We start from the raw sequence: 18,303 nt of genomic DNA on the forward strand, positions 1-18,303 counted from the left end.
CCATGGCGCGCGACAGGTCTCGGAGGTCGGCCCGGGGTAACCGCCTGGGCCTGGTGATCGTCGGGTCGGTGCTACTGGCCGCGGGCCTGGCCGCCCTCGCGGTGGGCCAGGGCCTGTTCGGCGGCGACCTGGCCGCCTCGCCCCTGCTCGGGGATCAGGTGAACGAGGTGCTCGCCCAGCGGTGGGTTCCCTACGCGGCGGTGGCCGTCGCCTTCGTGGCGGGCTTCCTGGCTCTGCGGTGGCTGATGGTGCAGGGCATGAACGACACGGTGGGCCGCCTGTTCCTGGAACGCGACGACGCGGGCAACGTCGAGATGACCGAGAGCGTGGCCCGCGGCGCCCTGGAACAGGAGGTCGCCGACTACCCGGGAGTCCGCCGGGCCCGAGCCCGCCTGACCGAGTCCAGCGACCGACCGCACCTGCGGCTGGCGCTGACCCTGGAGGACGACGCCGACGTGGCGAGCGTGTGGCAGCGGGTCCGCTCGGAGGCGATCGCCAACCTGCGAGGCGCCCTCGAACTGGACCAGGTCCCCACGGTCATCCGGATGTCCATGACCGCCCCGGCCAAGAACCCCCGGCGCAGCCTGGCCTGAGGCACTCCGGGAAACAGCGGGGGTCGGCGCGCACCGCGCGCCGACCCCTTTCGCGTGCTACGTCCAGGACAGGATCGCGTTGAGGTTCGTGGGCAGCCCGGGGAATTCCTCCGGTTCGCTTGATCCGTCCGCGGGAACCCGGTACCAGCTGGTGTCGCCGTTCGGCGCCTTGGAGCGGAAGACGACCTCGGAGGAGTCGTGGGACACGAAGGCGGCGGAGTTGGACCGGGTGCCCTCCGGGATCAGGGTCCGGTCGGCGGGCAGCGGTTCCTGTTCGATGTAGATGACGCCCTCGTTCGCCGCCTCGTACTCCGCGGGGGTCTCCGAAGTGAACTCCATGACGCTCAGCACGTTGTCGTCGAAGACCAGGGTGCCGTCGTCGAGGGCCTGGAAGGTGGCCGTCGGGTCCACCCGCACATCGGAGGAGCGGTTCGAGTTGATGCCGTCACGGGTCAGATCGACCACGTCGGCGCCGACCTGGTCGCTGAGGTCGTAGTAGTGCGCGAGGTGCGAGTCGACGCTTCCGACCAACCCCGCGCCGTCGTCGATGACGGCCATGCCGACGAAGTGGTGCCCGTAGAGCACGGCGGCGTCGATCCCCGGTACGACCGTGAGCTGTTCGCAACGCGTCCTGGCGCAGGTGCCGTCGAGGTCGGTGATCTCCCCGCTCTCCAGATCCATCGCGTGGATGGTGTGCTCGCTCCCGCCTTCGTCCTGCACGAAGAGGATTCTGTCGCGCTCCGGGTCGGCCACCGGGTGGACGTAGTTGATCGGGGTGGCGAAGTCGCCGACCTCCTGTTCGGGGCTGAGCGCCGTGAACACGCCGTCCTCGGACAGGACTCCGAACCCCTTGACGTCGTTACCGTTCACCTCCTCACTGAAGGTGACCAGGACGAGGTGCCGCTCGGGGAACAGGGGCGGCGCCTCCTTGTGGCACGAGGTGCCCAGGGCGATACCGGCGTCCACCGCACGGCCGTGCGAGAGGTCCGGGGACTCGGCGCGGTCGACGCCCAGGATGTCGAAGCGGGCATGGAGAATCTGCTCGGCGGTGTCGGAGTACAGGGTGTATTCGACCCACCCTTCCCGCACGCCGCAGTTGGCCGTGAGGATCCCGGGGTCGGCCAGGGAAGGCGTGTTCGAGCTTTCTTCCTCGGACTCCTCCTCGGTGTCCTCTTCCTGAGGGGCTTCTTCCTCGGCGGCGGGGGACTCGGCCGAGGCCGCGGTGGTTTCCTCTTCGCCCGAGGAACCGTTGACGAGACCGCAGCCGGAGAGGAACAGGGACAGCGCGGCCGTGGGGGCGAGCACGCGTATAACTGGGGAAAGGGTTCTGGAGGTCACGGCCGAAATCTATACCACTCGCGGATGGTGTGAATTCGCGGGGTTTTCGGAATTGAAGTGAGAACACCCACGCGTTTTTCGTGAAAGGTGGATGGGGCAGGCCGATCCGCTGAAAAACCGAGCTCGGACGGCCCGGCCCGAGCGCGGTGGCCGGATGCGGTCAAAGGTGAGCGGTCCCTGGCGGGTCGGCGGACTTCGTCTGAGGTCGAGGCCTGCGTATGCGGCTACCTCTCCATAAAAGTACGTTGTGTACACAGTGTGCTCAGGGTACGCTTGTCGCATGACTCAGACGCTGTCCTCTCGAGAGTTCCGTGCCCACCTGTCCGAAGCGATCGACCGGGCGAAGTCAGGCGACGCCACCGTGGTGACCCGTAACGGTAGAGCCGTCGGGGCCTTCGTACCGATGGAGGTCCTGGAGCAGGCCAGAGCCCGGGAGGAGGAAGAGCTGCGCAGACTCGTCGAGGAGAGGCGGAACTCCCCCACGGTCCCGATCGCTGACGTCATGGCTGAGACCTTGGCGCGTGATGAGTAAGTACACCACCGTGTTCAAGGTCGAGGCGCAGCTGGAACTCCGAAAGGTGCCGCGCGATTACGCTATGGCCATCCTGCGCAAACTCGCCGAGCTGGAGACCGACCCGTTCGCGTTCGGTACCACCGCACTGGTCGGTGTGCCCGGGCACCGTCGGCTGAGAGTCGGGGACTACCGGGTGGTCTACACGGTCGACAATGGTCAGTTGATCATTGTCGTGGTCCAGGTGGGACATCGGTCGACGATCTACGACTGAGCGACCGCCCGCAGGGCTCCGGGAATTGCCGTGAGAGAATCCGTGGACTTCCTGCTGCGAAAGGCCCGGGACGGGGGGCGAGTCTGGTGGCGAGCTGGGCTCGAGCCACCAGACCCGGGGTGACGGTCGACTGGGCGAGCGGGTGGGAGGCTCAAGCCCGGGTGCCGACCGTGCGCCTGGTACAACCCGAGATGTCCCCGGGTGATTCCCGTTCGGAAGATCAGATCCGTCTCTCGGCGCCTGTGTGTACTCTGGTAGCCAGACGTGTACTACAGGGGGTGAGCATGTCCGCGCTCGGTATCGAGTTCACGGAGGCGGAGTCGGAACAGATCCGGCAGACAGCTGCCGCTGAGCAGCGGTCACCGCAGGAGCTGGTCCAGGAGATGCGGGAGAGCGTGCTCGCCGACGTCCGTCGCCGCCGCTTCGAGGCTGCGGCAAAGCGCGTCACCACCCTCTCCGCCGAGCTCAACGAAAGGCTCGCCAAGTAGGTGGACGACGTCTTCTACCTGGACTCGGCGATGGTCATCGAAATCACCACCATGGCTCTGGCCCAGGAAGGCCAGGGCCCTGCCATGGTTCGCGAAACCGGGCTGCTGGAGAGTGCGGTCCACCGCCCGATGGGGTCTTCGTTCGGGGACGAGCACTACCCGGACATCTTTGAGAAGGCCGCCGCGTTGATGCACTCCCTGGCCAGAAACCATGTGTTCTTCGACGGCAACAAGCGAGCCGCGTGGAACTCCGCGGCGACTTTCCTCGAAGTGAACGGGTGGTCCCTGGCGGAACCTGTCGATGTGGATCGCGCCGAGCATTTCGTCCTCTATGTCGCCGAGGGAAAACTCGGCGACATCGAGGACATCGCGGCTGCCCTGCGCGCCTTCCACGTGCTGAACTGAACCGCTGGGCCGATCAGCACTCGATGACGTTGACCGCGAGGCCGCCGCGGCTGGTCTCCTTGTACTTGTCGTGCATGTCGCGGCCGGTGTCGCGCATGGTCTTGATGACCTTGTCCAGGCTCACGAAGTGGCTGCCGTCGCCGCGCAGGGCCATGCGGGTGGCGCTGATCGCCTTGACGGAGGCCAGCGCGTTGCGTTCGATGCACGGGATCTGGACCAGGCCGCCGATCGGGTCGCAGGTCAGGCCCAGGTTGTGCTCCATGGCGATCTCCGCCGCGTTCTCCACCTGGGCCGGGGAACCGCCCAGGACCTCGGCCAGTCCGGCCGCCGCCATCGAGGAGGCCGAACCCACCTCGCCCTGGCAGCCCACCTCGGCGCCGGAGATGGACGCGTTCTGCTTGAACAGTATGCCGATGGCCGCCGCCGTCAGCATGAAGCGGACCACTCCGTCGTCGCCCGCGCCCGGACTGAAGTGCAGGTAGTAGTGCAGGACCGCCGGGACGATACCGGCCGCGCCGTTGGTCGGGGCGGTCACCACGCGGCCGCCCGCGGCGTTCTCCTCGTTGACGGCCAGGGCGTACAGCGTGATCCAGTCACTGCCGCGCATCGGGTCCGGGTCCACGTGGGTGGGGGCGAGCAGGCCGTGGTCGTCGCAGTTGCCGCCCAGCTGGCGGTAGAGCCGGTGCGCCCTGCGGGGCACCTTCAGGCCGCCGGGAAGGCTGCCCTCGGTGGTCACCCCGCGGCGCACGCACTGGCGCATCGCCGCCCAGATCTCCAGCAGTTCGGCGCGGATCTCGGCCGGGGTGCGGCCGAAGGCCTGCTCGTTGGCGAGCATCAGGGCGCTGATCGACATGCCCGTCTGGTCGCACAGCTCCAACAGCTCCTCGGCGGAGGCGAAGGGGTGGGGGACCTCGGTGTCGTCGGCCTTGATCCGGTCCGCGCCCGCGGCCCGCTCGTCCACGACGAAACCGCCGCCCACCGAGTAGTACACCTTCGCCGCCACCTCGACGCCCTTGGCGTCCAGCGCCACGAAGCGCATCCCGTTCGGGTGGTCGGGCAGGCTCTCCTTGCGCCGGAAGTCCACGTCGACGGCAGGATCGAACGCCACCGGCGGGCCGTCCGGGCCGCCCAGGAACAGCGTCCTGGCGGTCCGCACCTCCTCCACCAGCCGCGGGACGGCGTCCACGTCCACGAGCTCGGGGCTGTGCCCCATCAGGCCCAGGATCACTGCGGTGTCGCTGCCGTGCCCCTTGCCGGTGAGCGCCAGGGAGCCGTACAGCTCCGCCCGCACGTGGGCGACCCGCGGCAGCAGGTCTTCGGTACGCAACCCGGATACGAACGTCCGGGCCGCCTTCATCGGGCCGACGGTGTGCGAACTGGACGGTCCGATACCGATCTTGAACAGGTCGAAGACGCTGATGGCCATGGCTGTCCTCCTCATTGAGCACAGGGGATGGGGCCGTGGTGACCGGCGCCGTGTGGGCCTTCGCGGCCCACACGGCGGGCACTGCTACAGGTTGGGGTAGAGCGGGCGCTTGGTAGCCAGAGCGCTGACGCGGTCGCGCAGGGCGGCCTCGTCGAACCCGGGCTTGAGCGCCTCGGCGATGACGTCGGAGACCTCGGCGAAGTCGGCGTCGTCGAAGCCGCGTGTGGCCAGGGCCGGGGTGCCGATGCGCAGACCCGAGGTCACCATCGGCGGGCGCGGGTCGTTGGGGACGGCGTTGCGGTTGACGGTGATGCCCACCGCGTGCAGCCGGTCCTCGGCCTGTTGGCCGTTGAGCTCGGAGTCGACCAGGTCGACCAGGACCAGGTGGACGTCCGTGCCGCCGGTCAGGACCTTGACGCCGACCTTGGCCGCGTCCGGCTGGTTGAGCCGGTCGGCGAGGATGCGCGCGCCCGCCACCGTGCGGCGCTGGCGGTCGGCGAACTCCTCGCTCGCCGCGACCTTGAACGAGACCGCCTTGGCCGCGATCACGTGCTCCAGCGGGCCGCCCTGCATGCCGGGGAAGACCGCGGAGTTGATCTTCTTGGCGTACTCGGCCCTGGTCAGGATCATGCCGCCGCGCGGGCCGCCCAGGGTCTTGTGGGTGGTGGTGGTGACCACGTCCGCGAACGGTACCGGGTTGGGGTGCAGCCCGGCCGCGACCAGACCGGCGAAGTGCGCCATGTCCACCATGAGCAGCGCGCCGACCTCGTCGGCGATCTGGCGGAACTTGGCGAAGTCCAGGTGGCGCGGGTAGGCGGACCAGCCCGCGACGATCATCTTGGGCTGGTGTTCCTTGGCCAGGGCGGCGACCTCGTCGTAGTCGACGGTGCCGTCCTCGTCACGCACGTGGTAGGCGACGGCGTTGAGGATCTTGCCGGAGTAGTTGATGCGCATGCCGTGGGTCAGGTGACCGCCGTGGGCCAGGTCCAGGCCCAGGATCGTGTCGCCCGGCTTGAGCAGCGCGAAGTACACGGCCGTGTTGGCCTGGGCGCCGGAGTGCGGCTGCACGTTGGCGTGCTCGGCGCCGAACAGCTCCTTGGCGCGGTCGATCGCCAGCTGCTCGACGACGTCGACGTGCTCGCAGCCGCCGTAGTAGCGGCGGCCGGGGTAGCCCTCGGCGTACTTGTTGGTCAGGACGGTGCCCTGGGCTTCCAGGACGGCCTGCGGGGCGAAGTTCTCCGAGGCGATCATCTCGAGGGTGTCGCGCTGGCGGGCCAGTTCGGCGTCGACCGCCGCCGCCACCTCGGGGTCCAGCTCACCGAGGGTCTGGTTGAGCAGGTTGTCGCTGGTCATGTTAGTTCTCGCCTTCGGTCAGCTTGGTGTACTCCTCGGCGGAGAGCAGATCCGCGGGCTCCTCGGAGACGCGCACCTTGAACAGCCAGCCACCGGTGAAGGGCTCGGAGTTGATGGTCTCGGGGGCGTCTTCGAGGCCCTCGTTGACCTCGACGACCTCTCCGCTCACGGGGGAGTAGATGTCGCTGACGGACTTGGTGGACTCCACCTCGCCCGCGGTCTCCCCGGCGGTGACCTCGCTGCCGACCTCAGGGGTCTCGACGTAGACGATGTCGCCCAGCGCCTCGGCGGCGAACGCGGTGATACCGACGGTGGCGATCCCGCCCTCGACCGCGATCCACTCGTGTTTGGCGGTGTAACCCAGCTCCGTGGGAACGCTCACTTCAACTCTCCTTGGAGGTGTTCCATTTGTCTGCCGTGCGCCCGTACGGCGACCCGGCCCGGCCTACGCCTGGTCACGCCCCGGCCGTGCCGGTTCCTCATGGGAATCCAGCCGTCGGTGCGTGCAGGTCGTCGGGGCCGCGCGGTGGCGGCCCCCGTTTCCTACGGCTGTCGCTTGTAGAACGGCAGCTCGACCACGTCGACTTCCTCGCCCCGGCCGCGCACGTCCACGGTGAACGTGCCGGTCGAGGTGTCGAGGTCGCCGTCCACGTAGGCCATGGCGATGGGGCGGCCCAGGGTGGGGGAGGGGGCGCCGCTGGTGGTGACTCCGATGACGGCTCCGTCGCGCAGCACGTCCTGGCCCTTGCGCAGCGGGCGGCGGCCGCGGCCGGCGAGCCCGATCAGGCGCCGTTCCCGGGAGGTGCGCGAGGCCTCCTCCAGGGCGGCGCGGCCGACGAAGTCGCCCGGCTTGTCGAGCTTGACCACGCGGCCCAGACCGGCGTCGAAGGGGGTGAGGTCCGCGCTGAGCTCCTGGCCGTACAGCGGCATCCCGGCCTCCATGCGGAGGGTGTCGCGGGAGGAGAGTCCGGCCGGGACCAGTCCGTGCCGGGCACCCCCGGCCATCAGGGCGGCCCAGATCTCGGGTGCCTTGTCGGCGGGCTTGACGAAGATCTCGAAGCCGTCCTCACCGGTGTAGCCGGTGCGGGCGAGCAGGACCGGAACCCCGGCCACGGTGTGCTCGTACCCGGCGTAGTAGCGGATGTCGTCGAGGTTGGCGTCGGTGAGCGGGGCGAGGATCTCGACCGCGCGCGGGCCCTGGATCGCGATCAGCGAGTAGGCGGCGGACTCGTCGGTGACCTCGACGTCGAAGCCCGTGGCGCGCTCGGCCAGCGCGGAGGCGACCACCGGCACGTTGGCCGCGTTCGCCACGACCAGGTACTCCTGCTCGCCGAGCCGGTAGACGATGAGGTCGTCCAGGACCCCGCCGTCCTCGGCGGTGATCATGGTGTAGCGGGCGCGGCCCACCTTCACCTTGGACAGGAAGCCGACCAGTGCGTGGTCGAGGGCTTCGGCGGCCTGCGGGCCGACCAGCCGGATCTCACCCATGTGGGAGAGGTCGAAGAGCCCGGCGGCCTCACGGACCGCGGTGTGCTCGGCGGTCTCGCTGGCGTAGCGGAGCGGCATCAGCCACCCGGCGAAGTCGACGAGGGTCGCCCCGGCCTCTTCGTGGATCTTGTGCAGCGCGGTGACGCGCGGCGCGAACGTGGGCTCTGACATGGGCACTCCCGAGAGGATGGGCGTCGTGTCGTGCGATAGGCGTTGCCATCCTCCCCCTCTGTCATGGGTGCCTGAGAGCTTCACCGCGCGCTCGGCGTGGTTTGCACCTTCGGCGAGGGAACGTGTCCCTGCTTTCCAGAGTGGTCTCGCCCGTACGGTCCGGTGTGCCTGAGAGGTTGTCATCGGGGAGGGATTGCTCCTTCGGCGGCCCACGCTGGATACGCGGACTCTCTCCCGTACGGGGTCAGCAACACGTTCAGCCTAGCAGCGGCGACACAGGGCGCCCAAGACTGGCCAGCCGGTTGTGGACAACCGCCGCCCAACCGACCGAACCCAGCCCCAGTGGGTAACCGCACGGGTTAGCTTTGTGGGTGGACGTTCCGTCGATCAGCCTGTGGAGGAGACGAGTGCGCACCGACACCGAACGCGCTACCGCGAGGCCGGGGCGTGCCCCCGGCCTCTTCGCCGTCGGCGCGGCCGGGTGTGCCATCACCCTGCTGGCCGGCGCCGCCTGCGGAGGTTCCGAGGAAGAGAACGGACCCGACCAGGGGACCGTCGGCAACCCCGTCCAACTGGGCGACGTTCAGACCGTGGAACGCGAGGACCTGGAAGCGGTCTTCGCCGAGGCGGGGGTGACCGGGACTTTCGTCCTCTTCGACGCCGGGGACCGCTCCGCGGTCGTGGTGAACCCGGAGGGGGCGCGCGAGCGCGCGGTGCCCGCCTCCACGTTCAAGCTGCCGAACACGTTGATCGCCCTCCAGACCGGCGAGGTGGCCGACGTGGACGAGGTGATCTCCCCCGAGGACGGCGAGGAGCTGAGCCTGCGCGAGGCCCTGCCCACCACCGACGTCCCGGTGCACCAGGAGGTCGCCGACCGGATCGGGCACGAGCGGATGTCCACCTGGGTGGACCGCTTCGACTACGGCAACCGCCAGGTGGGCGAAGAGGGCGAGATGGGTCGCTTCTGGCTGGAGGGTCCGCTGGAGATCTCCGCGCTGGAGCAGGCCACCTTCGTCGCCGAGCTCGCCCGCGCGGAACTGCCCGTGGACGTCGAGCACCAGGAGGCCCTGCGCGAGCTGCTCAAGGTGGAGGAAGGACCGGACCACGAGCTCTTCGGCCGGACCGGCCTGGGCGTGAACGTGGACCCCGTACCGGGCTGGTGGGTCGGCTGGGTCGAGCACGGCGACCAGCTGCACACGTTCGCCCTGCGCCTGGAGGTCGAGGGGGAGGACGACGCCGAGCAGCGCGAGTCCCTGGGCCGCGAACTCCTGGTGGCCCTGGAGGTCCTGCCCGCGGAGTAGACCGCGCCGGGGCCCGGGGCCCGGGAACGCGGTCAGGGGTCGCCGGGGGAGCGGAGCTGGACCGGGGTGCCCACCTGGATCGCCATCCGGGGTTCCGAGGGGCTGGAGGCCACCGGGTTCACCGGTTTCGGCGCCATCGTCTGCTTCATCCTGCTGGCGTTCCTGATCAACCTCTTCATCATCTCGGGCTCCGCCCAGTGAGCCCAGGTCGCCTCCGCGTTCGTGCCGATGTTCGCCCTGATCGGCTACGAACCCGGGTTCGTCCAGGCGGCCTTCCGGACCGGTGGCTCCACCTCGAACGCGCTGTCCCCGCTCAGTCCCTACGTGGTGATCATCCTGGGCTTCCCGCGCCAGTACGAGCCCAAGGCCGGAATCGGTAGCGTCATCGCGCGGGCCCTGCCCTTCTCACTGACCTTCCTGGTGCTCTGGGCCACTGTGCTCGCGGTGTTCTGCTTCGCCGGTCTGCCGGTCTGCCCGGGTATGTACTCGCACATCTGATCCACACCAACCCCGAAGGAGACCTCCCATGACCGGCGCCAGGACCCTGTACCGGGACCTCACCCTCGTCGACGGCACCGGCTCCGCGCCGGTCGCGGACGCCGCGGTGCTGGTCCAGGGCGGTGTGATCGCCTACGCGGGGCCCGCGGCCGACGCGCCGGAGCCCCGCCCCGAGGACACCGTGGAGAGCCTGGGCGGGCGCACCCTGCTGCCCGGGTTCATCGACACCCACGTGCACTTCGGGTTCGCCGACGGCCGTGCCCTGGCCGCCAACAACTCCGGGGTCTCGCGCAGCCTGCACGCCTTCGAGTCCGCTGAACGGATGCGCCTCACCCTGGAGGCGGGTGTGACCGGCGCCCGCGACCTCGGCGGGGCCGACGCCGGGTTCCGGATCGCCCAGGAGCGGGGCCTGATCCGGGGCCCGCGGCTGAGCATGGCGCTGCGCCTGATGAGCCACACCGGCGGCCACGCCGACTTCACCTTGCCCTCGGGCGCCAACTCGCACGACTGCGAGCACACCGCCGCCGAGATCGCGGACTCTCCGCAGGAGGTCCGGGTGGCCACCCGCCGTCTGGTCCGGGACGGCGCCGACGTGATCAAGGTGTGCGCGACCGGCGGGCTGTCAAGCCCCTCCGACGGCCCCACGGACGAGGGGATCACCGAGGAGGAGATCAGGGTGATCGTCGACGAGACCGCCAAGCACGGCGGGCGACCGGTCGCCGCACACGCCCAGGGCGCGGCGGGGATCCGGAACGCGGTGCGCGGCGGGGTGGCCAGTATCGAGCACGGCTACCTGATCGACGACGAGGGCATCGACCTCATGCTGGAGCGCGGCACGTTCCTGGTGCCGACCCTGACCACGTTCGACTTCGAGGACCGCATCCACCTCATGTCGCAGAAGTCGATCGACACCAAGCGCGCCCTGGCGGATGAGACCTACGAGCGCATCACACACGCGGTGAGCCGCGGGGTGCGTGTGGCGATGGGCACCGACGCCGGTATCTCCGAGCACGGCCGCAACCTGCGCGAACTCGCCCAGCTGGTGTCCGTGGGGCTTTCGCCCATGCAGGCGATCGTGGCGGGCACGGGCAACGCCGCCGAGCTGCTGGGCGCGGCCGACCGGGTGGGCACGGTCGAGGCGGGCAAACTCGCCGACCTCGTGGTGTGCGAGGGCGACCCGCTCGCGGACATCGCCCTGCTGGGCGACCGCGCCAACATCGTGCTGGTCGTCCAGGACGGCGAGGTCGTCAAGGACACCCGGGCCTGAACCCGTGCAACAGGCGATGGGGCCTACGCGGTATCCGCGTAGGCCCCACATAGCGTCGGCTGTGCGGAGGTCGTGCGTCAGGCGGCGTTCTTGCGGCGCCGGCGGACGGCCTCGGCGAGGTTCTCCAGGACGCCCTCGGTGGTGTCCCAGCTCATGCACTTGTCGGTGATGGACTGGCCGTAGGTGAGCTCGGCCGGGTCACCCAGCTTCTGGGCACCCTCCTCGATGAAGCTCTCCAGCATCACACCGATGATGCCCTTCTGGCCCTCGGCGACCTGTGCGGCGATCTCGCGGGCCACCTCCGCCTGGCGGACGTGGTCCTTGCCGCTGTTGGCGTGGCTGGCGTCGATCATCAGACGGCGCGGCAGCTTGGACTTCTCGAGGACGTCCAGGGCCGCGCTGACCGAGGCGGGGTCGTGGTTGGGGCCGCTGCGGCCGCCGCGCAGGATGACGTGGCAGTCCGGGTTGCCCTCGGTGACGACCACGGAACCGGCGCCGGCCGGGTCCACGCCGAAGAAGGTGTGGGAGGCGGCCGCCGCGCCCACGGCGTCCACGGCCACCTGCACGTCGCCGTCGGTGCCGTTCTTGAAACCGACCGGGGTGCTCAGACCGCTGCTGAGCTGGCGGTGCACCTGGCTCTCGGTGGTGCGGGCGCCGATCGCACCCCAGGAGACGACGTCGGCGATGTACTGCGGGGTGATCGGGTCGAGGAACTCGGTGCCCGCGGGCAGCCCCAGGGCGTCGATGTCGATGAGCAGCTTGCGGGCGGTGCGCAGGCCGCGGTGGACGTCGTAGGTGTCGTCCAGGCCCGGGTCGTTGATCAGGCCCTTCCAGCCCACCGTGGTGCGCGGCTTCTCGAAGTACACGCGCATGACCACGCACAGCTCGTCGCTCACCGACGGGACCAGGGCCTTGAGGCGGCGGGCGTAGTCCAGGGCCGACTCGGTGTCGTGCACCGAGCAGGGGCCGACGACGACCAGGAGGCGGTCGTCCTCGCCGTCCAGGACACGCTTGACCTCGGAGCGGGAGCTCTCCACGAGGGTCGCGCTCTCCTCGCCCAGGGGAAGCTCGGCGAGCAGGTCCTGGGGGGCGATGAGTGGCTTGTAGCTCGCCACCCGTGTGTCGTTGGTGCTCGTCATCGTCTCCCCTAGGTCCCGTCATGTTGATCGTGTGGCAACAGAACCGTAGCGCGGCCGGGCGCGCCGGACGCGGTCGCGTCGGCAAATTCGACGGGGGCCGGGGATGGGAAAGGCCACATTCGCGCATTGCGGAAGAGTTCGTCTCATTGGTTGAGACGAAAATGCGCGGTGGCCATTCCCGCCGAAACCCGGCGCGAGGTGCGGACTCAGTCCTGCAGCCCGGGGAGGTCCTCCTCCCAGAACTCGCGCGCGTTGCGCGTGCCGTCGGTGACCGTGCCGCGCTCGGCCTCCGCCTGGCGCAGCCGCACTCGTCGGATCTTACCCGAGGCGGTCTTGGGCAGAGTGGTGAACTCCAGGCGGCGGACCCTCTTGTAGGGGGAGAGGCGGCCGCGGGCGTATTCCAGGACGGCGCGCGCGGTCTCGGCGTCGGGTGCCACACCCTCGGCCAGGGCCACGTACGCCTTGGCCACCGACAGCCGCAGCGAGTCGGGCGAGGGCACCACCGCGGCCTCGGCCACGTATTCGTGCTCGACCAGAACGCTTTCCAGTTCAAATGGTGAGATGCGGTAATCCGAGGCCTTGAACACATCGTCGGATCGGCCGATATAGGTAATGTAACCGCGCGAATCCCGAGTGGCGAAGTCGCCGGTGCGGTACAGGCCGCGCCGGGTCACCTCCCGGGTGCGTTCGGGGCTGTCCGAGTAGCCGCGCATCGCGCCCACGGGTTCGTTGGCCAGATCCACGCAGATCTCCCCCGAGTCCGCGGCCTCCTCGGTCTCCGGGTCGAGCAGCACGATGTCGTAGCCGGGCATGGGACGCCCCACCGAACCCGCGACCACCTCCTGGCCGGGGCCGTTGCCGATGAGCAGGGTGGTCTCGGTCTGCCCGAACCCGTCGCGCACGGTGAGCCCCCAGGCCTCGCGGATCCGCTCCACGATCTCCGGGTTGAGCGGCTCACCGGCCGAGACCACCTCGCGCAGCCCCACCTTCCAGGTGCCCGGGTCGGCCTGGAGCAGCATCCGCCAGGCCGTCGGCGGCGCGCACAGCGAGTCGGCCCGGCAGCGCACCACCGCGTCCAGCAGGGTCGCCGGATCGAACCGGTTCTGCTTGACCACCAGCACCGTGGCCTCGGCGTTCCACGGCGCGAACACACTGCTGTAGGCGTGCTTGGCCCAGCCGGGCGCGGAGACGTTCAGGTGCACGTCGCCGGGGCGCAGGCCCAGCCAGTACATGGTGGAAAGGTGCCCGACCGGATAGGAGCTCTGGGTGTGCGTGACCAGTTTGGGGCGCGCGCTCGTGCCGGAGGTGAAGTACAGCAGCAGGGGGTCGTCGGGGGAGGTGCGGTGGGGCTGGGTGAAGTCCAACCCGGCGTGCTCGGAGTCCGGGTAGCTGAGCCACCCCTCCATGTACCCCACACAGACGCGCGTCCAGTGCCCGCTCAGGTGCTCGAACCGTTCGGTGTCGGCGGGCGAGCAGACCACGTGCGCGACGTCGCCCCGGTCCAGCCGGTCCACCAGGTCGCCCTCGGAGAGGTTGGTGGCGGTCGGGCAGACCACGGCACCCAGTTTGATCGCGGCGAGCAGGGTCTCCCACAGTTCGACCTGGTTGCCGAGCATGAGCATGATCCGGTCCCCCGGATGCACGCCCTGGCCGATGAGCCAGTTGGCCACCTGGTTGGAGCGTTCCGACAGCTGCCGGTAGGTGTGGTGGACCTCGGTGCCGTCCTCCTCCACCAACCACAGCGCCGTCCGGTCCGGGCGGGTGGCCGCCACGTGGTCGAAGTGGTCCAGCGCCCAGTTGAACCGCTCCGGCCGGGGCCACGTGAACTCCCGGTGCGCGGTCTCCTGGTCCTCCCGGTGCTGTAGGAGCAGGTCCCGCGCGGCGCGGAACTCCCGTGCCCCCTCGGACATCTCTTTCGACATCGAAGGCCTCCGGTTCGGGGACGGCGCGCCGGGCGCACCGCCCACGGGCCCCCAGCCACCGGACGGGTGGCGGGACGGGGTGTGCCCCTGCGGTTCTACCCGCTCCGGGCCGTCCCGACCCCTCGACCCCGAACCGGCCCTTTCCTCCGCCCGACCCCGGCGTGGTCGGGGCCGGGCCGGGGACTTTCGCCTCACGGGGGCACCCCTAGGATGGTTGCCCATGGAGGAACTTCGCGGACACCACGCCCTCTGGCGTTTCGACGAGGAGAGCGTACGTGTCAGCTTCGGTACCGGACGCAAGGTTCCGGCCCTGTTCAAGGCGCTGGGTCAGTGCTCGGTTCCGCTGGCGGCCGTGCGCGAGGTGGAGTTCGACCCCGGCGACCGCAAGAACGGGTGGCGGATCCGGCTGCGCCTGGTTGACGGGGCAGACCCCTACGCGCCCCTGGAGACGGGGGGCGTCGCCCACGCCACCACGCCGCTGCGGCTGACCGGGCCGCACGACCTGGAACTGGTCGCCGAGTACTGCGCGGACCGGATCGCCGAGTTCGCCCGCTACGCCCGCGAGACCCTCACCGCACTGATGGACCCCGTTCAGGTCGGCCTGGGGCTGGTGCCCGGACCGCCCTTCCAGGCGCGCACGGGGGAGGGCTCGGCAACCTTCGACGGGGACCGGCTGCGGCTCCAGTGGGACGGCTGGATGGCCAGTACCGCCAAGGGGCAGGAGAGGTCGCGCGAGTTCCCCTTGGCGGAGATCGAGTGCCTCCAGTGGTTCCCGCAGGTCGACTTCGACGAGGGCTCCCTGCGTGTGGTGCTGCGCGGGGTGACCCTGCCCGAGGCCTCCGGGCTGGAGCACGACTTCTTCACCCTGGCCTCGCACGGCCTGAAGGGTAGTGAGGAGAGCCTGTTGATGGCGGCCACCGTCAACGCCCACATCGCCCAGGCGGATGAGGTGACCGCGCTGGAGGGCGCTGGCGCCCCCGCTGAGCTGGAGGCCGCGCGCCAGCCCGAAGGCAGCGAGGCGGTCTTCGCCAAGATCCGGGAGCTGGGCAGCCTCCACGCCGAGGGACTGCTGACCGACAGCGAGTTCAGCACCAAGAAGGCCGAGCTCCTGGACCGGCTCTGACCCCGGTTCCGGCGAAAGCCATGCACACGGCCACGGCCGACACAGCCACGAAAAGCGAAGAGAGGTCATCAGCCTTGCGCACCTTGTACCCGCCCATCGAGCCGTACGACTCGGGCATGCTCGACGTCGGCGACGGACACCGCGTCTACTGGGAGCTGTGCGGCAACCCCGCGGGCAAGCCCGTGGTGTTCCTGCACGGTGGCCCGGGCGGCGGCTGCACGGCCGACCACCGTCGGCTCTTCGACCCGGAGAAGTACCGCATCCTCCTGTTCGACCAGCGCAACTGCGGTCGTTCCACTCCGCACGCCAGCCGCATGGACGTCGACCTGTCCACCAACACCACCTGGGCGCTGGTCGAGGACATCGAGCGCCTGCGCGAGATGGTCGGCGTGGACGCCTGGCAGGTCTTCGGTGGCTCCTGGGGCAGCTGCCTGGCCCTGGCCTACGCCCAGAAGCACCCCGAACGCGTCACCGAGCTGATCGTGCGCGGCATCTTCACCCTGCGCGACCAGGAGCTGCGCTGGTTTTACCAGGACGGCGCCTCGTACCTCTTCCCGGACCTGTGGGAGTCCTACCTGGAGCCCATCCCGGAGGAGGAGCGCGACGACCTGATCGGCGCCTACGCCCGCCGCCTGGAGTCCCCGGACCGGGAGGTGCGGCTGGCGGCCGCCCGCGCGTGGAGCGTGTGGGAGGGGTCGACGGTCACGCTGCGGCCCAACCCGGCGCTGCGCGAGCACCACGCGGACGAGGACTACGCGCTGGCCTTCGCCCGGATCGAGAACCACTACTTCCACAACAAGGGGTTCTTCACACCCGAGCAGCTCATCGAGGGCGCGGAGCGCATCCGGGACATCCCGGGCGTGATCGTCCAGGGACGCTACGACGTGTGCACCCCGGTGCGCACCGCCTACGACCTGCACCGCGCCTGGCCGGAGGCGGAGTTCCACATCATCGACGACGCCGGTCACGCCTTCAGCGAGCCGGGCATCCTCGACCAGCTGATCGAGGCCACCGACCGCTTCGCGAAGTAGTGAAGCCGGGCTGAAGAAGCAGGGATGAGCGGGGGCGTGCCAGGCCGGGCACGCCCCCGCCGTGCGTTCTAGTAGCGGTACGGGGTCACGCAGTGGGGGCGGTCGACGCCGTCGAAGGACACCGAGCCGAAGAGGTCGTGCTCGGCCAGCAGGGAGCGGGCCCGCTCCCGGGACAGGTTCCGCGCGCCGAACGCGTCGGAGGTCCACAGGCGTTCGCCGATCCGGTCCAGGGCGCAGGTGCGGTCCTCGCCCTCCAGGTCGATCAGCCCCGGCACGGCGTCCGCGGACAGCCCGCGCAGGTACCAGGTGTCCACCGCCTCGAGGTCGAGGTCGTGGTGGCTCTCGGCGATGCGCAGGTCCGGGTTACTGTAGGCGAACACGGCCAGGGCCACGGCGCCCAGGGCGACGGTGGCGCGCGGCAGCCACCGGGTCCGGCGGCCCAGGGCGTTGAGCACGCCCGCCACCAGGATCAGCCCGAACAGCAGCGCGCTCCAGGCGATCCACGCCTCCGCGGCCACCCGCATCCGGGTCAGCCCGAACACGTCGATGTACAGCTGGAGCCGCATCATCGCCGAGGCCAGGATGATCAGGGTCAGGAAGCACAGGACGCCGAGCATCGAGTTGCGCAGCACCCGGGTGCCCGAGGGCTGGTCCGGGACCAGCCGCAGCACCAGCGCGACCACACCGAGCACGAGCAGGCTGACCGCCACCAGCTGGAAGAAGCCCTGGCGGGCGTACTCCGCGTAGGTGATTCCCGCGACCCGCTGGACGTACTCGTCACCGCCGAAGACGGCGGCGACCTGCACGGTGAGGAAGGAGGTGAACAACACGGCGAGGGCGCCGAGCGGTACCGCCCACACCCAGACCGGCCATGGCCGGGCGGCTTTCGCTGACGCCGCCGCTGGTTCGGCCGGGTCCGTGTGACCGCCCGCTGGGACGATTCGGACCACGGGGGGACTCGGGCGGCGCCGCGCGGCGAGGACGGCGGCACCGGTGAACACCGCGGTGAGCAGGGCACCGGCCGGGCTGAGTGTCTGCAGGCGCCGATAGACGGAGTCGATCAGTTCCTCGGCGTAGAAGGCGAAGACAGGGTTGGCGAAGGCGAGCAGGAGACCGAAGACCACCAGCACCCCGAGGGTCGCCCCGGTGGTGACCAGCGTGTGCACGAGCACCAGACTCGACGCCCTGGACCTGACCAGCGGGCGGCTGAGGAAGACCGGTACGGCGAGGGCGTTGCGGAGCAGGGCCATGGAACCGGCGGCCACCCCGACGGTGTTCCGTCGCGCGGCGGGGTTGTGCACGGCGAAGGCCAGGGAGGCCAGAAAGAAGGCCCCGATCAGGGTCCAGGCGAGTACCCAGCCCGCGTCGCGCAGGGCGGCGGTGGCCAGCAGGACGACGGCCAGGATCCCGTAGACCGCCGACCACGCGTGCCGGTAGCGGTCCGGGCCCTCGTGCTCCTCGGCGGCCTCGCCCTCTTCCCCGGCGTCCTCTTCGTGCTCCGTGCCGTCCGCGGGGTCCTCGCCGCCCTCGCCTTCTCCGTCGTCGGCGCTCTCGGCGATCGCCGGACGCACCATCAGAGCGGTGACCGCGGTCAGCCCGGCCACCACACCGGTGATGACCAGACCGATCCCGGGCCGGTCGAACGTGGCCAGGAACAGCGCCAGCACGCCCACACCTAGCACCGCGAGGGGTAACCACACCGGGGCGGCGGGTAGCGGAGTCCGGGGCCGCGAGGGCAGCTCCGTGTACGGCCCCTGGTACTTCAGCGCGTAGTGGCCCGTGTCATCCTTCGCGGGTTCCTGCGCCGCGCTCTCCGGTGTCGCGGGCTCGTCCGTACCGTCGTCGACCCGCCCGTCCCGCACCGTGTGGTCCGTCTCCGCGGCGCTTGTCTCCGCGGCGCTCGTCTCTTCAGCGCTCATGCCCCACCTCTTTCGCACCGCCCCGGTCGGGGAGTTCCGCTCGGTGTGACGGCGGT

Annotated in this window: 17 protein-coding genes, 1 pseudogene and 1 riboswitch; of the genes and pseudogenes, 10 read left to right on the forward strand and 8 right to left on the reverse strand. The window is 70.1% G+C overall.

From position 1 onward, the window contains the following. Positions 1-2 precede the first annotated feature (2 nt). Positions 3-593 (forward strand): alkaline shock response membrane anchor protein AmaP, encoded by a 591-nt coding sequence (locus NE857_RS08360; RefSeq protein WP_254420455.1) that lies wholly within the window; start codon positions 3-5, stop codon positions 591-593. Between the two features lie 57 nt (positions 594-650). Here NE857_RS08360 and NE857_RS08365 read toward each other — a convergent pair whose 3' ends face one another. After that, positions 651-1,898: a hypothetical protein gene (locus NE857_RS08365; RefSeq protein WP_254420456.1), complete on the reverse strand. Its 1,248-nt coding sequence runs from the start codon at positions 1,896-1,898 to the stop codon at positions 651-653. Positions 1,899-2,211: 313 nt separating this feature from the next. On the opposite strand from NE857_RS08365, the gene NE857_RS08370 reads away from it, so the two are divergent. The 4 genes from NE857_RS08370 (at position 2,212) to NE857_RS08385 (ending at position 3,609) form a co-directional block, all read left to right on the forward strand. Next, entirely contained in the window at positions 2,212-2,463 is a 252-nt protein-coding gene (locus NE857_RS08370) for a type II toxin-antitoxin system Phd/YefM family antitoxin (RefSeq protein WP_254420457.1), read from the forward strand. Next, the gene (locus NE857_RS08375; RefSeq protein ID WP_254420458.1) at positions 2,456-2,716 is read left to right on the forward strand and encodes a type II toxin-antitoxin system RelE family toxin; all 261 of its coding nucleotides are present in this window, start codon (positions 2,456-2,458) and stop codon (positions 2,714-2,716) included. Before NE857_RS08370 ends, NE857_RS08375 begins: the two co-directional genes overlap by 8 nt. Before the next feature lie 284 nt (positions 2,717-3,000). Then, positions 3,001-3,204: a hypothetical protein gene (locus NE857_RS08380; RefSeq protein WP_184370619.1), complete on the forward strand. Its 204-nt coding sequence runs from the start codon at positions 3,001-3,003 to the stop codon at positions 3,202-3,204. Continuing rightward, positions 3,205-3,609 carry a type II toxin-antitoxin system death-on-curing family toxin gene (locus NE857_RS08385; RefSeq protein WP_254420459.1) on the forward strand — a complete coding sequence of 135 codons (405 nt, stop codon included), beginning with the start codon at positions 3,205-3,207 and terminating at the stop codon, positions 3,607-3,609. It abuts the gene before it with no gap. A 13-nt stretch (positions 3,610-3,622) separates the two neighbouring features. Here NE857_RS08385 and NE857_RS08390 read toward each other — a convergent pair whose 3' ends face one another. The 4 genes from NE857_RS08390 to gcvT all read right to left on the reverse strand — a co-directional run bounded on the left by NE857_RS08390 (position 3,623) and on the right by gcvT (position 8,047). Beyond that, positions 3,623-5,035, reverse strand: a complete 1,413-nt coding sequence (locus NE857_RS08390; protein WP_254420460.1) for an L-serine ammonia-lyase — start codon at positions 5,033-5,035, stop codon at positions 3,623-3,625. Positions 5,036-5,119: 84 nt separating this feature from the next. Continuing rightward, positions 5,120-6,388, reverse strand: coding sequence for a serine hydroxymethyltransferase (gene glyA, locus NE857_RS08395; RefSeq protein ID WP_254420461.1), 1,269 nt, complete (start codon positions 6,386-6,388; stop codon positions 5,120-5,122). 1 nt (position 6,389) lies between these two features. Further along, entirely contained in the window at positions 6,390-6,770 is a 381-nt protein-coding gene (gcvH, locus tag NE857_RS08400; protein WP_254420462.1) for a glycine cleavage system protein GcvH, read from the reverse strand. A 161-nt stretch (positions 6,771-6,931) separates the two neighbouring features. Then, positions 6,932-8,047 (reverse strand): glycine cleavage system aminomethyltransferase GcvT, encoded by a 1,116-nt coding sequence (gene gcvT, locus NE857_RS08405; RefSeq protein ID WP_254420463.1) that lies wholly within the window; start codon positions 8,045-8,047, stop codon positions 6,932-6,934. A 145-nt stretch (positions 8,048-8,192) separates the two neighbouring features. Next, positions 8,193-8,294, reverse strand: a riboswitch (glycine riboswitch). A gap of 160 nt (positions 8,295-8,454) precedes the next feature. Between gcvT and NE857_RS08410 the strand changes: the two genes are divergently transcribed. The 3 genes and pseudogenes from NE857_RS08410 to NE857_RS08420 all read left to right on the forward strand — a co-directional run bounded on the left by NE857_RS08410 (position 8,455) and on the right by NE857_RS08420 (position 11,113). Then, positions 8,455-9,348: a penicillin-binding transpeptidase domain-containing protein gene (locus NE857_RS08410; protein ID WP_254420464.1), complete on the forward strand. Its 894-nt coding sequence runs from the start codon at positions 8,455-8,457 to the stop codon at positions 9,346-9,348. 66 nt (positions 9,349-9,414) lie between these two features. Beyond that, positions 9,415-9,846, forward strand: a pseudogene (locus NE857_RS08415) (AbgT family transporter). A gap of 28 nt (positions 9,847-9,874) precedes the next feature. Continuing rightward, on the forward strand, positions 9,875-11,113 hold the full coding sequence (locus NE857_RS08420) for a metal-dependent hydrolase family protein (RefSeq protein ID WP_254420465.1): 1,239 nt from the start codon (positions 9,875-9,877) through the stop codon (positions 11,111-11,113). Positions 11,114-11,190: 77 nt separating this feature from the next. Here NE857_RS08420 and NE857_RS08425 read toward each other — a convergent pair whose 3' ends face one another. Next, the gene (locus tag NE857_RS08425; RefSeq protein WP_254420466.1) at positions 11,191-12,252 is read right to left on the reverse strand and encodes a 3-deoxy-7-phosphoheptulonate synthase; all 1,062 of its coding nucleotides are present in this window, start codon (positions 12,250-12,252) and stop codon (positions 11,191-11,193) included. Between the two features lie 206 nt (positions 12,253-12,458). After that, positions 12,459-14,174 carry an AMP-binding protein gene (locus tag NE857_RS08430; RefSeq protein ID WP_254420467.1) on the reverse strand — a complete coding sequence of 572 codons (1,716 nt, stop codon included), beginning with the start codon at positions 14,172-14,174 and terminating at the stop codon, positions 12,459-12,461. Between the two features lie 220 nt (positions 14,175-14,394). Here NE857_RS08430 and NE857_RS08435 point away from each other — a divergent pair, with 220 nt between their 5' ends. Beyond that, positions 14,395-15,297 (forward strand): DUF4429 domain-containing protein, encoded by a 903-nt coding sequence (locus NE857_RS08435; RefSeq protein WP_254420468.1) that lies wholly within the window; start codon positions 14,395-14,397, stop codon positions 15,295-15,297. A gap of 74 nt (positions 15,298-15,371) precedes the next feature. Next, the gene (pip, locus tag NE857_RS08440) at positions 15,372-16,328 is read left to right on the forward strand and encodes a prolyl aminopeptidase (protein ID WP_254420469.1); all 957 of its coding nucleotides are present in this window, start codon (positions 15,372-15,374) and stop codon (positions 16,326-16,328) included. 68 nt (positions 16,329-16,396) lie between these two features. Here pip and NE857_RS08445 read toward each other — a convergent pair whose 3' ends face one another. Further along, entirely contained in the window at positions 16,397-18,247 is a 1,851-nt protein-coding gene (locus NE857_RS08445) for a DUF4153 domain-containing protein (RefSeq protein WP_254420470.1), read from the reverse strand. Between the last annotated feature and the right edge of the window lie 56 nt (positions 18,248-18,303).

Origin of the sequence: Nocardiopsis exhalans, from assembly GCF_024134545.1 — a bacterium.
Lineage (GTDB): Bacteria > Actinomycetota > Actinomycetes > Streptosporangiales > Streptosporangiaceae > Nocardiopsis > Nocardiopsis exhalans.